At 63.2% G+C, this 15676-nt stretch carries 14 protein-coding genes; 2 read left to right on the top strand and 12 right to left on the bottom strand.

Annotation, left to right across the window (positions count from 1 at the left end):
- Positions 1 to 4: 4 nt before the first annotated feature.
- The 8 genes from K3165_RS05510 to K3165_RS05545 all read right to left on the bottom strand — a co-directional run bounded on the left by K3165_RS05510 (position 5) and on the right by K3165_RS05545 (position 7241).
- Positions 5 to 1123: a TrbI/VirB10 family protein gene (locus K3165_RS05510; protein WP_247713893.1), complete on the bottom strand. Its 1119-nt coding sequence runs from the start codon at positions 1121 to 1123 to the stop codon at positions 5 to 7.
- Positions 1123 to 1884: a TrbG/VirB9 family P-type conjugative transfer protein gene (locus K3165_RS05515; protein ID WP_221547779.1), complete on the bottom strand. Its 762-nt coding sequence runs from the start codon at positions 1882 to 1884 to the stop codon at positions 1123 to 1125. Before K3165_RS05515 ends, K3165_RS05510 begins: the two co-directional genes overlap by 1 nt.
- On the bottom strand, positions 1881 to 3056 hold the full coding sequence (locus K3165_RS05520; RefSeq protein WP_221547780.1) for a TrbL/VirB6 family protein: 1176 nt from the start codon (positions 3054 to 3056) through the stop codon (positions 1881 to 1883). The genes K3165_RS05515 and K3165_RS05520 overlap by 4 nt, the downstream gene beginning before the upstream one ends.
- Complete coding sequence (locus tag K3165_RS05525) at positions 3053 to 5482, bottom strand: VirB4 family type IV secretion/conjugal transfer ATPase (RefSeq protein ID WP_221547781.1); 2430 nt, start codon at positions 5480 to 5482, stop codon at positions 3053 to 3055. The genes K3165_RS05520 and K3165_RS05525 overlap by 4 nt, the downstream gene beginning before the upstream one ends.
- On the bottom strand, positions 5472 to 5756 hold the full coding sequence (locus tag K3165_RS05530) for a VirB3 family type IV secretion system protein (RefSeq protein WP_221429147.1): 285 nt from the start codon (positions 5754 to 5756) through the stop codon (positions 5472 to 5474). The genes K3165_RS05525 and K3165_RS05530 overlap by 11 nt, the downstream gene beginning before the upstream one ends.
- Before the next feature lies 1 nt (position 5757).
- Positions 5758 to 6060 (bottom strand): TrbC/VirB2 family type IV secretion system protein, encoded by a 303-nt coding sequence (locus K3165_RS05535; RefSeq protein ID WP_247713894.1) that lies wholly within the window; start codon positions 6058 to 6060, stop codon positions 5758 to 5760.
- 4 nt (positions 6061 to 6064) lie between these two features.
- Positions 6065 to 6697 carry a lytic transglycosylase domain-containing protein gene (locus K3165_RS05540; RefSeq protein ID WP_247713895.1) on the bottom strand — a complete coding sequence of 211 codons (633 nt, stop codon included), beginning with the start codon at positions 6695 to 6697 and terminating at the stop codon, positions 6065 to 6067.
- Positions 6698 to 6857: 160 nt separating this feature from the next.
- Positions 6858 to 7241: a hypothetical protein gene (locus tag K3165_RS05545; protein WP_221547783.1), complete on the bottom strand. Its 384-nt coding sequence runs from the start codon at positions 7239 to 7241 to the stop codon at positions 6858 to 6860.
- Positions 7242 to 7480: 239 nt separating this feature from the next.
- On the opposite strand from K3165_RS05545, the gene K3165_RS05550 reads away from it, so the two are divergent.
- A complete protein-coding gene (locus tag K3165_RS05550; protein WP_221547784.1) occupies positions 7481 to 9058 on the top strand; it encodes a hypothetical protein in 1578 nt (525 codons plus the stop codon).
- A gap of 95 nt (positions 9059 to 9153) precedes the next feature.
- Complete coding sequence (locus K3165_RS05555; protein ID WP_221547785.1) at positions 9154 to 11910, top strand: TonB-dependent receptor domain-containing protein; 2757 nt, start codon at positions 9154 to 9156, stop codon at positions 11908 to 11910.
- 74 nt (positions 11911 to 11984) lie between these two features.
- Here K3165_RS05555 and K3165_RS05560 read toward each other — a convergent pair whose 3' ends face one another.
- The 4 genes from K3165_RS05560 to K3165_RS05575 all read right to left on the bottom strand — a co-directional run bounded on the left by K3165_RS05560 (position 11985) and on the right by K3165_RS05575 (position 15664).
- On the bottom strand, positions 11985 to 12659 hold the full coding sequence (locus tag K3165_RS05560; protein WP_345720506.1) for a response regulator transcription factor: 675 nt from the start codon (positions 12657 to 12659) through the stop codon (positions 11985 to 11987).
- Between the two features lie 93 nt (positions 12660 to 12752).
- Positions 12753 to 13775, bottom strand: coding sequence for an aldo/keto reductase (locus K3165_RS05565; RefSeq protein ID WP_221547786.1), 1023 nt, complete (start codon positions 13773 to 13775; stop codon positions 12753 to 12755).
- Between the two features lie 4 nt (positions 13776 to 13779).
- The gene (locus K3165_RS05570) at positions 13780 to 14511 is read right to left on the bottom strand and encodes an SDR family NAD(P)-dependent oxidoreductase (RefSeq protein WP_221547787.1); all 732 of its coding nucleotides are present in this window, start codon (positions 14509 to 14511) and stop codon (positions 13780 to 13782) included.
- 10 nt (positions 14512 to 14521) lie between these two features.
- On the bottom strand, positions 14522 to 15664 hold the full coding sequence (locus K3165_RS05575; RefSeq protein ID WP_221547788.1) for an acyl-CoA dehydrogenase family protein: 1143 nt from the start codon (positions 15662 to 15664) through the stop codon (positions 14522 to 14524).
- Positions 15665 to 15676 lie beyond the last annotated feature (12 nt).

The raw sequence follows: 15676 nt of genomic DNA on the forward strand, positions 1-15676 counted from the left end.
CTGATCAGTTGACGCGCGAGAAATCGAGGTCGCGGGCAGTGAAGATACGGATCGGTTCGCCGATCTTCACCCGCACGGTGGGGCTGCGCGAACCGTCCTGTTCGGCAGCGGTCGCGGCTGCCGACTGGCTCGCTCCGCCGAGCACGATACCGCCTGCACCGCCAGTGGCCAGCGTGCCTAGGCCGCCAACGACCGAGAGCAGCATGGCCGAGCCGAAGCGGTTGAAGAAGCCATTGCCCGAGACCTTGCCCTGGAGGCCGGTCGTGCCGTCGAAACCGACCGCCGGCGAAGCGAGGCTGACCGATGCGCCATCCGGACGGATCAGACGCGTCCAAATCACATAGGCACGCTTCTGGCCGTTCTGCATGCCCGACTGGTACTGGCCGATCAGGCGGCTCGAACGCGGGACGAGCACGCGGCTGCCATCGAAGCTGCGCACGTCCTGGCTGACCACGGCGCGGACGTAACCCGGCACGTTGGTGTCGATCGCAGTCTCGAGAATGGCGGGGATCAGCGTCCCCTGCGTGACAGTGGTCGACGGATTGGTCATCGCCTTGGCCTGCGCCGGAGCGCCGCCGACACCGCCGACGCGGCTTGCGAAATCGGAAGCGGAATTGCCCTCGGCAGGCGCGCCGGAAGCAACCGCACCGTCAGCCGTCGGATCGACTGCAAGGCTGATCGGGGCCGTTCCGTCGAATACGACGGTCGGGTTGTTGAACGGATTGCCCACCGGAACGCTCTCTGGCGGCGCGGAGAGGACAGGTGCGGGTGCAGGCACGGCGCCCGCATCGTCCTGCGCCGGCGGCACGGCAGCGGGCACGGTAGCAGGCGCAACGACTTGCGCAGGTGCAGGAGCCGCCACTTGCGGATTGCCGATGCCCTGCGGTTCGGGCGTGCGTGCAGCATTCATGCTCCACAACGTGATCGCACCCAGACCGGCGACGATGGCAATACCTGCCACCATGCCCATGGCATCGCTCTTCCCGCCCTGTCGCGCCACGGCGGGAAAGGCATTGCGCTGCGCAAGATCGATGACTTCCGCATCGCTTTCATCGCGCGGATCGATGTCGTTCGCGATATTCGCGCCGCCACCCTTTGTCGGCATCTTCAGCGTGTTGCGCATCAGCTGTTCCCCCTCTGGGCAAGTGCGGTCTCGGCCGTATTCGTGCTGCGCTGCGGCCCGGTGTTGACCAGCGTCGCGCTGTCATCGCCCGAACGCAGGATGAGCGAGCGCGGCACGCCATCGATGACGATCGTATCGCCGCGCACGGTGTAGTTGACGGGACCCTCGGTGCCCTTGGCATTGGCGACCAGAATGGCCGGGACATCGCGCCCCGCAGGCCAGGTCAGGAAGGTGGCTTCGCCATCGTCGAAGGCGCGGTCGGGCAGGAGGCTCGCATCGCCCTCGCCGCTCCAGGCAAAATTGAGATCGGCCGGGTCGACCGACGAGAACGGATCTTCCGGCTGAGCCTCTGCAGCAGCCTGGGCCATCTCTGCCTTGCGCGCTTCCTCTTCCAGATCGACCGGATAGTCGAAGCGCAGCACGTAGACCGGCTTCGCATTCGGGCTGGCGACGAGGTCGAACAGATAGGTGCGCTTGCTGGTGACGACCGTCAGATTGGTCGCGGCACGCGGCTCGAGCGGTTTGACGAAGAGGATGTTGGCGCGCTTATTGGGCGTGACCTGCCACGTCTGCGAATTGCCGATTGCGACATTCTCGATCACCTCGTCATCGCCGAAGACGATGCTGGCCTGCACGTTGACGCGACCCGGCAGGGTGACGACGGAGAACTCGTCATACATGACTTCCTGCAGGCGCGAATCCGCCACGGCGGGCGTTGCAAGGACTGCGAGCGCGAGCGCCGGAATAAGCGCGCGATTCATGACTTCTTCTCCGTAGAACTGTCGAGGCTGCGCGGCGGAGCCGACTTGAACCGGCTGCCGATGCCCGATGTGCGACTTGGTCCCGCCGTAGCGGGAGAGACCTGAGCGCCACCTGAAGCGGTGGCGTAAACCTTGGTAGTGCGAGATGATCCGCCCGCGCTGCTGTCGTTCGCTGCAACGCCGGTGGAAATGGCGGACACGTCGATCCGGCGCGCCTGATCGCTCGCTTGCGTTGCGGCCTGCGCCTGCGCCAGCGGCTGCGTCACGACCGGCGCGGGAGCGGGCGTGCTCTTGGTATCGGTGCCGCCATCTTCCTTGGAGGGAACGAGGCCGAATACGGTCCAGCCCGATACCATCGCGGCCGCGACCTTGAAGACCATGACCATCAGCGCGACGTGGACTGCGCCGATCATGAAGAAGGCCATGCCTGCCTGCGCGGGGACGACGCCCGGCTGTTCGGTCAGAGCGGAAAGGATCGGTACCGAAAGCTCGAGCATGATCGATCCTCCCAGCACCGCGAAGAGCGGCGCGAGCGCGCACATCACGAGACCTTTGAGCCAGCCGGTGAAGAGCCCGCGCGTGCCGTTGAACAGCGCGAGGACGACGAAAATCGGTCCCAGCGCCACGAGGATTCCGAGCGCGATCTTGGTCGTGACCAGCAGACCGACGGTGCCGAGCATGAACAGCATGGCGCCGAGCCACATCATGCCGTGCGGGCTGAAGGCCGAGAAATCCTGGTTGTTGCCGCTCGCTTCCTGGATCGCGATGAAGACCACGTCGATCTTTTGCGCGAAGACATCGGTGGCAGAGCCCTGAGTGCCGGTGAGCACTCCCGCGAGATAGTCGGGCGTGCCGACGAACAGGTTCCAGACAACGCTCTGGTAGGCGACCCAGCTGGTGGCGAAGGTCAGCACGAGGCCCAGCGTCATCATGCGCGGGATCAGCGCACGCACACCGATATTGGTTCGACCGGTCAGCAGCAGGTAGCCGAAGATCGCCACATAGATCGTCAGGACGATCGTAAGCGTCGTGCCAAGCGCGCCGCCGGGCGCGAACAGCTTTCCGAAAGCTGCCGCGCTCGCTTCACCGGCAACGCAATCGACGCCGCGCAGTGCTGCTGCGACGCCGTTGCCTACCTGTCCGGCGACTTCCTGACACGCTGCGCTGGTCATTCGGCAGCCTGTCCGATTTCGATATCGTCGTTGGTGTCGTTCGCCCCGCCCGGCCATGCCGAACCGGTAAGCGCGGGGAACCAGTCTGCAGGCGCATCGCCCATCGCTTCGCGCAAGCTGTCGAGACGGCGCACCGAGCTTTCGCGGCCCGACAGCAGCGTCAGGACTTCGGGCGCACCAGAGAGATCGAGACGTACGACCACGCTCGCATCTGGCTGGCGCACGAGGAAGCAGCGGCTGTGCGCAGGCAACGTGCGGATCAGCGCGAGTTCGTGCGTAGTGAGGCCGAAGCCGTCGCAATAGTCTTCCGGACGCGCGCGCGAATTGGGCATGAAGACCATCGTCGCGGTCTGCTCGACCAGCGCGGTCGAAATGCGGCTTTCGAGCGCATCGCGTGCGCTCTGGGTCGCGAAGCCGACGAGGGCGTTGCGCTTACGCAGCGTCTTGAGCCAATCGCGGATGCGCGCAGCAAAGACATCGTCGTCGAGCGCCTTCCACCCCTCGTCGATGAGGATCATGGTCGGCTTGCCGTCCAGACGCTCCTCGATGCGGTGGAAGAGATACATCATGGTCGCGGTACGCAGCTTGGGATTTTCCAGCAGCGCGGTCATGTCGAAGCCGAGCACGCGGGCCGACATGTCGAGACGGTCCTCGGCATTGTCGAACAGCCAAGCGTGCTCGCCCTCGCCGATCCATGCACCCAGCCTGTCTGCAAGGTCGCCCGGAAGCGGGCGGCGGCTGCCCGAAAGCAGTTCCTTGAAGTGACGCAGGCGGCGCAGCGAAGCATCGTTCGCATAGGCGGCATCGACTGCGGCTGCGATCGTTGCTTCTTCCTCGGGACCTTCGGCCTTCAGCAGGACGCCCAGCCAGTCGCGCAGGAAGGCCCGGTTGGTCGGCGTGTCTTCGAGCGACATCGGGTTGAAGCCGGTCGGATGGCCTGCGCGGATGCTGTCATAGCGCCCGCCGATACCACGCACGAATAGCTCGGCACCGCGATCCTTGTCGAACAAGATCGTGCGGGGCGCGAACTTCTGCGCCTGCGCGGCGAGGAAGTTCATCACCACGGTCTTGCCCGAACCAGAAGGCCCGATGACCGAGAAGTTGCCGAGGTCGCCGTGGTGGAAATTGAAGAAGAACGGCGTCGCGCTGGTGGTCTCCAGCAGCGTGACTGCATCGCCCCAGTGATTGTCGTATGCCTGGCCAAGCGCGAAGCCGTGCAGGCTTCCGAAGCTCGCCATATTGGCGCTGGAGATCAGCGCGCGGCGCACGAGATAGCCTTCGTTGCCGGGGAACTGGCCCCAGAATGCAGGCTCGAGATTGGTGTCCTCGCGCACGGCGATCGCGCCTGTGTCGGCGAGAGCGGCGGCACAGGCGGCAGTTGCATCGTCGAGGCGGCCGAGGTCACGTTCCTTGACCATGACGGTCAGGTGGTGGTCGCCGAAACCGACGGCACCCGCACCCAGCTCGTCACGCGCGGCCATCATGTCTGCGCGTTCTGCGGCGGCTTCCTCGTCCGCACTCTTCAGGCGGCGGATGGCGAGGTCCATGCGCTCACGTGCAGTCTGGCGCTCGGTCGGTGCGTAACTTTCGGACACGACCATTTCGAAAGGCAGGCGCAGCAGGCCGTCAAGCAGGCCCGGGCTGGTCGCTTCGGGATAGTCCTTAAGGCCGAGGATCGAGGCGAAATCGGGCGAGCCCGACCCGCGCTGCTCGATTGCGTCGAGGCCGAAGCTTACGCGGCGATAGGGCAGCATCATGCCGAGATCGACGTCTTCGCTCGGCTTGCGCACGGGGCGCATCTCGCCGTTGTAGAGCGCCGAGAGGAGCTCGAGCATTTCCGAGTTCACATTGCCCTGCGGGCCTGTGTATTCGCCGAGCACGCTGGCGCCGTAGGACTGAAGCGAGGCGACGAGACCTTGCGCTGCCGCACGCAGCGATCGCAGGTCCTTGGGATCGGCTTCGAGACGGTCCTTGCGGCCGCGCATCTTCTTGCCGACGCGCTCGACCAAACCAGCCTTGCCCCGAGCCGGACGGCGGATGAGCGTGATGAACTGGTCGTTCACGAACAGCTGGCCCGAACCGAGCCGTTCCTTCCAGCGCGCATCGATATGGCGGCTGATCGGATCGGGGAACTCGGCATCGAGTTCAACCGAGACACGGCGGCGGATGACGTGGTGATAAAGCACGAAGCGCGCGTCGAGCGTGCTGCGCAGCATCACCTCGCGCGTTGCCGCATGAGCGTTGAGTGCGTCGCTATCCTCGGTCTCGAACAGCAGCCCGGGGACCTGAATCGCGGTCATCACGCTGCCGTCGCGCAGCAGGACGGTGCTTTCGTCGACCAGCCGCGCATAGGGCAGGCGGTCGCCGGCACGGGCTTCCTTGGCGCTCCACGAGGCAGGGCCGATCCATTTGCCGTTACGCGGCATAGCTGTTGCACCCCCAGTGCTTGTAGTTCTTCACCCGCGGGCACTTCGAAACCTTGGTGATCCACAGGTCGAAGATGCGCGGCTCGCGCAAACAGGCGAAGTAACCGACACCATGCATCACGAGCGCTGCGAACAGCGCCCAGAAACTGCCGGTGATCAGGAATATCTCGGTCGTCACCACCCCGTTGATGATGAAATAGTTGAACGTCACGCCCGCAAACATCTGCGGACGCGTGAGCGCTCTGTGGACGGGGTGGCGGACGAGAGCGGTCATCTTACGCAGCGACGCCCTGGATACCGGCAACGATCGAGGCTGCGCCGAAGAGAATGAAAACGCCGATGATCACGGTCGCACCGAAGCGCCAGTTGAGGCGGCCGGTCAGCATCATGAAGCCGACGGCAGCAACGGCCATCACAGCAACGGCGGTCGCGACATTGCCGAGGAGCGTACCCTGCAGCCAGCCCAGAGCATTGACGATCGGACCCGAACCGGCCGGATCCTGCTGGACCTGCGCGAGTGCAGCCGAAGGGCTGAACAGAGCGGCCAGAACGGCCAGCTTGGCGATAATCGATTTCAAACTTCTACTCCCGTGAGTGATCTGCAAGCCGCCCCATGATCGAGGCGACATAATTCTGGGTTTCGCGAATGCGCGGAATGCCGTCGGCACGTTCGACCCGTCCCGGCCCGGCATTATAGGCGGCAAGGGCTTTCTCCAAATCGCCGTCGAACCGGTCGAGCTGCTCGCGCAGATAGCGTGCGCCGCCTTCGAGGTTCGCAAACGGATCCTTGGGGTCGACACCGAGGTCGCGGGCAGTACCGGGCATCAACTGCGCGAGGCCCTGCGCACCGACCGGCGAAACGGCATCGTGCCGCCAGCGGCTTTCCTGCCAGACCATCGCCTCGATCAGCGATTCGCTGAGGTCATACTTGGCCGACAGCTCGGCCACCTTGGCGCGGTATACTTCCGGGACACCGCTGGCATGCGCGACAGGGTCGGCAACGACGATATCCGGCACGAAAATCTCTGCCGGCACCTCTTCGACAGGCGCGGCAAATGCAGCGTTTACGCTTTGCGCAGCAGGTAAGGCAGTGCCCCCGCCGGCTTTCCAGCGCGCACCGTCACCATCGATCTCCATTACATCCGCCTTCGCCGGGAAGGCGGCCAGCGCGGTGCAAATCAATCCCGTCACCAACGCCGGGTGTGTGCGAATCATATCGTACACCCTCCGTGCGGCCCCAATGGCCCTCATACATGACAGAAGGGTGACGTAAGCATGAATATGGTTAAATTGCGCCTAAACGAGCAAAAAAAGAGCCCATTTCACTAAAGGAAACGGGCTCTACTTGGGGGCGTCCCCCTACTGTGTGACAAGCTCAGCGGTTGGCCAGCGCCACGTACTGGCTGAACTCGCCGCGATCGATCATCGCAAGACCGCGACGCGCCAGCACGCGGGAATCGACCCAATCGCCGGTGGCAGTCTCGAGTTCGTAGCGGTCGGCATTCCGGGCAGCGGCAGCGAAGCGTGCGCGGGCCTCGTCATATTCGCCCACGCGCGCGAGGGCGACCGCGTGATTGATCTGACGGGCAGGATCGTGGTCCGAAAGTTTTTCGCATTCTTCGATAGCCTTGAGCGCTTCGCGGTCGTGACCGGCGACGAGCTCCTCATATCCGATATCGTATTCGGTATCGGGTGCGGTCACGACAAGTGCAGCCTCGTTTGCGAACACCAGAAGGGTAGCGGCAGCAATCAGGGACATCTCTCTTCTCCCAAACTTATGGGGAGTGGATATCGCCGCGCCGGACCGGCTGCAACAAAACCGTAACATTGTCATATTTCTGAAATGTTAGGTTTGGCGCACGAAAGCTGTTGAAACTGCAACACAACGGTCACGAACCAACACAAACTGTCACACGGCACCCTTAGCGGGCGAGTCGCGATCAACGAATTCGCATTCGAAATTCCGATTCTTTCCCGGTTTTTGAGGGGACCGTTTCCGTGACCAATTTTCACCGTTCGCTTATTCTCGGCGCTTCCGCCATTGCCCTGGCCGGCTGCGGCGCAGACGAAATCGTCTCGCCCGGCACCGGCGGCAACGTCACCATCAACAATGGCGGTGGCGGAGGCAGCACGCCTACTCCCACCCCGACTGCAGGCACCATGGTGACCCCGGCGGCCGGCTGCCCCACCATCAGCGACCCGCAAGGCCTTACCGACGACGGCACGATCTCAGGTCCGACCGGGGAATACCGTGTCTGCACCATGCCGGCACGCTTCAACGCCAGCGCCACGCTGCCCTATATCGAAGGCCTGCTTTACCGCATGAACGGCCGCGTCGATGTCGGCACCGACGGTGGCCCGTCGCCGACCAACTCGGACGGTCTCGACGACACCGATGTCGAACTGACCATCGAACCTGGCGTCATCATCTACGCATCGGGTTCGAGCTTCCTCAACGTCAACCGCGGCAACACGATCAACGCCGTCGGCACCGCCGACCGCCCGATCATCTTCACCAGCCGCGACAACGTCCTCGGCCTCAATAACGACAGTTCGTCGGGCCAGTGGGGCGGCGTCGTCCTTTCGGGCCGCGCACCGGTCACCGACTGCATCGCATCCGGCGCAACGCCGGGTACGGTGAACTGCGAACGCCAGGTCGAAGGCGCGGCCCAGCCCGCCATCTTCGGCGGCGCGACGCCGGGCGACAGCTCGGGCACGATGAGCTACGTCCAGATCCGCTACTCGGGCTTCGTCCTGTCGGGCGACAGCGAACTCCAGTCGCTGACCACCGGCGGCACCGGTTCGGGCACCGTCCTCAACAACATCATGAGCTACAACAGCTCGGATGACGGGGTCGAATTCTTCGGCGGCCGCGTGAATGTGAAGAACATGATCGTGGTTGGTGCAGAGGATGACAGCATCGACACCGACACCGGCGTGAAGGCCAACATCCAGTACCTCATCGCGATCCAACGCCCCGGCGCCGGTGACACGATCATCGAGGCCGACAGCGACAACGCCTTCAACGACAGCACGCCGCGCCAGAACACGCGCATCTCGAACGCCACCTTCGTCCACCAGAAGGCCGACGACCAGGTCGTTCGTATCCGCGGCTTCGCCGACTACTCGATCGCCAACTCGGTCATCGTATCGAACCAGGGCACGCCCTGCCTTCGCATCGACGGTCCGGAAGAGCTGAACCGCGCCGCTAATGCCGGCATCGACGAAGCCGGCCCGGTCGCCTTCGACTCGCTGGTTCTCGACTGTGCCTCGTCGCCCTTCCGCGACAGCTCGGGCGTTACGGCAGCGGAAATCGAAACCCGCTTCAACGCCGGCACCAACACCAACTCGGCATTCACCAACACGCTGGCTTCGCTCTTCCTCAACGGAAGCAACGAAGACGCTGTACCGGTATTCGACGTGACCGCATGGGCCAGCTTCTTCGAGCTTCCCGCCCGCATCGGTGCCGTCTTCACCGAGAACGCAGACTGGGTGAACGGCTGGACCTGCAACTCGAGCACGGTGACGTTCGACAGCAACGTCAGCGATTGCACCAGCCTGCCGGTCTACAACTGATCGACCAAATCCGGGGCGGGGGGGCGCAGTATCGCGCCCTCCCGCCTTTTTTCGAATTGTACCGAATTTCGACCTGAATTGAGGGGGTCAACACGATGTCCACTGGCAAGCAGCTTGCAGGGCTGCTCCTGCTCTCCACCGCCCTGACCTTTCCCGCTGCCGCCATCGCGCAGAGCACCGGGGCGGAGGGGCCGCCGCCGACCGAAGAGGAAGTTCCCGACCAGGAACTGACCGATGACGTAGAAACGGCCAATGAAACCGTTCCCGGCGATGTCGCGGAAGAAGGGCAGGCCGAACCGGATATCTCGATCCCGGGCGGCACCATCGTCGTCACCGGACGCCGCACCCGCGACGTCACCCGCGCCTCGCCGCAAGTTGTCACCGTGCTCGATACGGCCAGCATCGCGCGTACCGGTGAAGGCGACATCGCCGGCGCACTGGGTCGCGTCACCGGCCTTTCGCAGCAGGGCAACGGCCTCGTCTACGTCCGCGGCCTCGGCGACCGTTATTCACTGGCGCTCCTCAACGGCCTGCCGCTCCCCTCGCCGCAGCCGCTTAGCCGCGTGGTCCCGCTCGACATCTTCCCGACCAGCGTGGTCGCATCGAGCCTAGTGCAGAAGACCTATTCGGCCAACTTCCCGGGCGAATTCGGCGGCGGTGTGATCAACCTCACCACCCGCGCGATCCCGACCGAAAGCTTCCTCACCGTCAGCGGCTCGCTCTCGGGCGACAGCGAGACCACCTTCGGCCCCGGCTACACCTATTTCGGCGGCGACTGGGACTGGACCGGTTTCGACCAGGGCCGCCGCGACGTCGGCAATTACAGTGCTCTGCAGGGCTTCTTCGACAGCGGCGCCCGCATCAATGACGATAGCGTCGATACGCGCGCCATCCTGCAGGACCTGAACGATCCGAACCTCTACCTCGTGCAGAAGATCGGCGACCTTCCGGCGAATTTCTCCGCAGGCGTAACTGCAGGCACCTCGTTCGACGTCGGTTCCGACGGGCTGCTGGGCATCATTGCCACCGGTTCGATCAGCAACAAGTGGCGCAACCGCTTCATCACGAAGCAGACCGCCGTGAATGCCGATCTCGATCTCGACACCGACTTCAACGAGTTCGTCACCGACAACCGCGTGCTGGTGAACAGCCTGCTCGGCTTCGGTCTCGAAATTGGTGAACACAAGTTCCGCCTCACCAACCTCTACATCCACGACACGCTCAAGCGCGCCTCGCTGGAAGAGGGAACCGACTTTCAGGACGGCGACGATTCGCTGATCCAGGACACCTCGTGGTTCGAACGCCAGCTGTTCAACAGCCAGTTCGTCGGCGAGCTCGAATTCGGCGACCTCTCGGTGGACCTTCGCGGCGGCTATGCGCAGACCAAGCGTGAAGCGCCTTTCGAATGGACCTTCGAATACGTCCGCACCAACAATGCCAACGATCCGTTCGGCGACGTCTATCTCAACACGCTCGATCCGCAGCGTGGCGGTGCGATCGTCTCCTTCTCCGACCTCAAGGAAGACCTGTGGTACGGCGGGATCGACGTCGGCTACATCGTGAACGACTGGCTCAATGCCACCGTCGGCTATGCCTATACCGACACCGACCGCTTCTCGACCCGCCGCGAATTCGACATTCGTGCTTCCTCGGGCTTCCCCGATGCCTTCGGCGCGTTCCGCCCTGACAACCTTCTCGGTGATGCGCTGATCGACTTTGCATTCGATCCCGACGCGCAGGCGGCAGGCGGCATCGGCCCCTATAATTTGACCATCTTCGAAACCACGCAGTCGGACCCGGCCTTTGCCGCGGCGCTGGAAATCCATGCCGCTTACGGCAAGGTCAATATCCGCCCCTTCGACACGCTCTCCATCGATGTCGGCGTGCGTTACGAGGATGCGGTCCAGTCGGTCGAGGCAGTCGAGGTCTTTGCAGAGCCTCTCGGTTCGACCAGCGGCACGCTGCTAGAGAACGATTACTGGCTGCCCGGCGGTACGCTGACCTGGGAGCTGACCGACAGCCTCCAGTTCCGCGCCAGCGCCTCGAAGACCATCGCTCGCCCGCAGTTCCGCGAACTGATCTTCCAGACCTATTTCGATCCGGAAACCAACCGCCAGTTCAACGGCAACCCGCGCCTCGTCGACAGCGAGTTGACGAACTACGAAGCGCGTCTCGAATATTACATCGGCGGCGGCAGCCGTGCGAGCGTGGCCGGTTTCTACAAGGAAATCGAAAACCCGATCGAGGTCTTCACCAGCTTCTCGGACAACGAGATCATCAGCGGCTTCGCCAATGCCCCGAGTGCCGAGCTGTTCGGCGGCGAGGCAGAGCTGCAGTACAATTACGATCTCATGGACCTTGGCGGCTGGTTCGACAGCCAGCAGCTCGTGTTGATCGCGAACTACACCTACACCCAGTCGGAAATCAAAGTCGGACCTGACGACATCGCCAGCGTCTTCCCCTTTGCCGACCAGCCGGCGACCAACTTCTTCGATGACGGCGTTCCGCTGACCGGCCAGTCCGACCACCTGGTGAACCTCCAGCTCGGCCTCGAGGATCTCGATCGCCTGAGCCAGTTCACCGTGCTGCTCAAATACGCCAGCGAACGTGTGACCAGCCGCGGCGCAGGCCCCCTGCCCGACATCATCGAAGAACCGGGCCTCACGCTCGATTTCGTGGTCCGCCAGGGCTTCGAGGTGTTCGGTGACAAGGAACTGGAACTGAAATTCGAGGCCCGGAACCTGACCGGTCGCGACCACGAGGAATTCCAGAGCAACGGCACCAACCGGATCGACATCAACAGCTACGATGTGGGCCGCAGCATTAGCCTGGGCGCATCGATCAAGTTCTGAGGAACCCTCCTCGGACGACTAAAGGGGGCCGCTTCAGCAAGAAGCGGCCCCTTTTTTGTGCTCAGTTCAGAAAGTCAGTGGCTGTCGTAGACGTAGCCGAGCGAGCGCACGGTCCGGATTGGTTCGCCGGCCCCGACATTGCGCAAGGCGCGACGCAGGCGTCCGATCCACACATCGACGGTGCGTTCGTCGATCGGCGGATCCTGCTTGCCCAAACCGTCGATCAGCTCGTTGCGACTGAGCACGCGGTCCGCGTTTTCGGCGAAGAAACGCAGCAAGCGGAATTCATTGGGCCGCAGCGTGATGGGCTTGTCGTCCCAACGCGCCTGCAGGGCTGGCAAATCGATCTCGAGATCGCCCAGCTTGAAGGGCCTCGATCCGACCTGCGCGATACGGCCTGTGCCGAGCGCAAGGACGCGGTCGAGAACAAGTGTACGATCGACCGGGCCGACCACGTAATCGTCTGCACCGGCAGCCAGTGCGCGCCGCTTGTCTTCGGCATCGCAGCTTTCGAGGACCATGGTGACATGCGCGTCCGTTGTCCGCGGATCGGCGCGCAAACGACGGCACATCTCGAGGCCCGACAGGTCGTCGAGGACCCAGTCCACGAATGCGCAGACGGATCCTTCGATCAGGCGCTGCGGTCCTGCCGAAGTGAGGTGGCCGAATGTATAGCGCACCTCGCCATTGTCGAAGTCGTCGAATGCGTCGACCTCTTCGGCAGTCATCAGAATATTGATCACGGCCACGCCTGTGTCCTTGTCCCCTGTTACAGGAGCAGCGTTGGCCTATTCATGTGACTGGTTTGTGACCCTCTCGCGGGCTTTGTAATACTCCGAAGTTCAGCCGTTTTTCAGCGTCACCTTGCCGAACGACGGAGCTGTGGAGACAACGCCGACAGGCTTCTTGGGAAGGTAGGGTTTTTCGAGCCGTTCGACCTCTTCGTCGGTCAGGTCGAGCGACATCGCATCGACCGCCGCACCGATGTGTCCGGGCTTGGTCGCTCCGATAATCGGGGCGGTAATGCCCTTGGCGAAATGCCACGCCAGCGCAACGGTTGCACGGGACGTACCGCGCTCTTCTGCAATCGCCCCGACTGCCTCGATCACTTCGCGATCGGCATCGACATTCTGCGTGTATAGCGTCTTGCCGAAACCATCCGTCTCGCTGCGAACCGTGCTTTCATCCCATGCGCGGGCGAGCTTTCCGCGGGCGAGCGGCGACCAGGGAATGATCGCAACGCCCTGGTCTTCGCAGAGCGGGATCATCTCGCGTTCTTCTTCGCGGTAAAGCAGGTTCACGTGGTTCTGCATCGAGATGAAAGACGTCCATCCCATGCTGCGCGCCACTTCCTGCGCCTTGGCGAACTGCCACGCGGCCATGGAGGATGCGCCTATGTAGCGCGCCTTGCCGGACTTCACGATGTCATGAAGCGCCTCAATCGTCTCTTCGATCGGGGTCGAGGGATCCCAGCGGTGAATCTGGAACAGGTCGACATAATCCATCTTGAGACGGCCGAGGCTGTCGTCGATCGCCTGGAACAGGCTCTTTCTCGAATTACCTCCCGCATTGGGCGTATTGCGCCATGGCAGGAAAGCCTTGGTGGCGAGCACGATCTCGTCGCGATGTGTGAATTCGGGCAGCAGCTTGCCGACGACTTCTTCCGAAGCCCCTTTCGAATACATGTTGGCGGTGTCGAAGAAGTTGATACCCGCCTCGACAGCCTCGCGGATGAAGGGACGGCTTTCGTCTTCGCCCAGCACCCAGTCGCCATGCCAGCCCCTGGTCGTATCGCCATAGCTCATGCAGCCGAGGCACAGGCGCGATACCTTGAGGCCGCTGGGTCCTAAGTTGACGTATTCCACCGCCTCAGTTCCCCACGCTCAGGCCGCCGTCGACGCTGATCGTCTGACCGACGACGAAGTCGGCAAGCGGCGAGGCAAGGAACAGCGCAGCCCCTGCCATGTCCTCTGGCAGGCCCAGCCGTCCGCGCGGCGTGGCAGCGATGGTCTGCTTCTGGAACTTCTCGTCCTTCAGGAACACGTCATTGATTTTGGTATGGACGTAGCCCGGGGCGATGCCATTCACCCTGATGCCTTCCGCGCCGAAGGCAACGCCGAGGGACTTCACCATGCTGATCGCGCCCGCCTTGCTCGCACCATAGGCCGGGTTGCCGATAAGGCCGCGATAGCCGCCGATCGAGCTCACGATAATCAGTGAACCGCCGGTATCCGCCAACTTCTGGCGCGTCGCATTCGCGCAGTCGAGCAGGCTGTCGAGATTGACCTCCATCACCGCGTCCCAGCCCTCGCGGGTGAACTCTTCGCGGCCATAGCGCGCAATGCCCTGACACAGCACCACCACGTCGAGCGTATCGGGCCAGTCGAAAGCATCGACCGCGTCGCGGTCCGACACATCGAGCGAGTGGAAGGAAAGGCCTTCCATATCGCTATCGGGATAGTCCTCGGCAGAGCCGCGTGTACCCGTCACGTGGACGGTCGAACCAGCCTTGCGGAACCCCTGCGCGATGCCGTTCCCGATCCCGCTCGTGCCCCCCACCACGAGGACGGTCTTGCCGGAATAATCGAGCGGATCGGTCATAATACTCTCCTCAGATTGAGCGGCTGACGACTTCTTTCATGATCTCGTTCGTGCCGCCGTAGATGCGCTGGACGCGGGCATCGCGCCAAAGCCGCGCGATGGGATATTCGTTCATGTACCCCGCACCGCCATGCAACTGGAGCGCGGCGTCGCAGCACTCCCACTGAAGGTCGGTGTGCCAGAGCTTGGCAGCGCTGGCCTCGTCCGTGGTCAGTTCGCCCTTCAAGTGACGCTGGATCGCCCAGTCGAGATGCGCCCAGCCGACCTGCAGCTTGGCGGCAAGATCGGCGAGCGTGAACTTGGTGTTCTGGAACTCGAATACGGTCTTGCCGAAAGCCTTGCGGTCCTTGGTGAAATTCACCGCCTCGTCGAAAGCACGCTGCGCCCCGGCCTGCGCACCGACGGCAATCGACAGGCGCTCCTGCGGCAATTCTTCCATCAGGTGGATGAAGCCACGCCCTTCGCCGCCCAGCAGGTTCTCCTTAGGCACGCGGCAGTCATTGAAGAACAACTCCGACGTATCGGCGGCGTGCTGGCCGATCTTGTCGAGATTGCGCCCGCGCTCGAAGCCCGGAGTGCCTGCATCGACGAGGATCAGCGATGTACCTTTCGCACCTTGCGATGGATCAGTCTTGCAGACCACGATCACGCAATCGGCATTCTGCCCGTTGGTGATGTAAGTCTTCGAGCCGTTGATGACCCATTCGTCACCATCGAGCTTCGCCGTTGTGCGCACGCCCTGCAGGTCCGAGCCTGCGCCCGGTTCGGTCATGGCAATTGCGGTGATGATGTCGCCCGACACCATGCCCGGCAAATACTTCTGCTTCTGCTCTTCGGTGCCGAGGCGTTCGAAGTAGTTGACCGTGATGTCGTTCTGCAGGGTGAAGCCGGCAGACGAGCCCATGTAGCTGAGTTCCTCGGCAATCACGCAGTTGAAGCCGAAGTCGAGGCCCAAGCCGCCGTTCTCCTCGGCAACGGTCGGGCAGAGCATGCCCGCTTCGCCGAGCGCCTTCCACGCCTCGCGCCCGACGATGCCCTCTTCCTCGTGCTTGTCGAGATAGGGGACCATGTGTTCGGCAAAGACCTTGCGCACCGTGTCGCGGAAAGCCTCGTGGTCATCGTTATAGGCGAAGCGCTTGCTTGTATCGAGCATCGGTGGCGGCTC

It is taken from the genome of Qipengyuania xiamenensis (genome assembly GCF_019711495.1).
GTDB classification, from domain to species: Bacteria; Pseudomonadota; Alphaproteobacteria; order Sphingomonadales; family Sphingomonadaceae; genus Qipengyuania; species Qipengyuania xiamenensis.

Coding starts and splice junctions, on each gene's coding strand:
- K3165_RS05530 (WP_221429147.1), bottom strand. CDS start 5,756: ATGACCGCTCTCGTCCGCCACCCCGTCCACAGAGCGCTCACGCGTCCG.
- K3165_RS05520 (WP_221547780.1), bottom strand. CDS start 3,056: ATGACCAGCGCAGCGTGTCAGGAAGTCGCCGGACAGGTAGGCAACGGC.
- K3165_RS05555 (WP_221547785.1), top strand. CDS start 9,154: ATGTCCACTGGCAAGCAGCTTGCAGGGCTGCTCCTGCTCTCCACCGCC.
- K3165_RS05545 (WP_221547783.1), bottom strand. CDS start 7,241: ATGTCCCTGATTGCTGCCGCTACCCTTCTGGTGTTCGCAAACGAGGCT.
- K3165_RS05540 (WP_247713895.1), bottom strand. CDS start 6,697: ATGATTCGCACACACCCGGCGTTGGTGACGGGATTGATTTGCACCGCG.
- K3165_RS05525 (WP_221547781.1), bottom strand. CDS start 5,482: ATGCCGCGTAACGGCAAATGGATCGGCCCTGCCTCGTGGAGCGCCAAG.
- K3165_RS05515 (WP_221547779.1), bottom strand. CDS start 1,884: ATGAATCGCGCGCTTATTCCGGCGCTCGCGCTCGCAGTCCTTGCAACG.
- K3165_RS05570 (WP_221547787.1), bottom strand. CDS start 14,511: ATGACCGATCCGCTCGATTATTCCGGCAAGACCGTCCTCGTGGTGGGG.
- K3165_RS05510 (WP_247713893.1), bottom strand. CDS start 1,123: ATGCGCAACACGCTGAAGATGCCGACAAAGGGTGGCGGCGCGAATATC.
- K3165_RS05575 (WP_221547788.1), bottom strand. CDS start 15,664: ATGCTCGATACAAGCAAGCGCTTCGCCTATAACGATGACCACGAGGCT.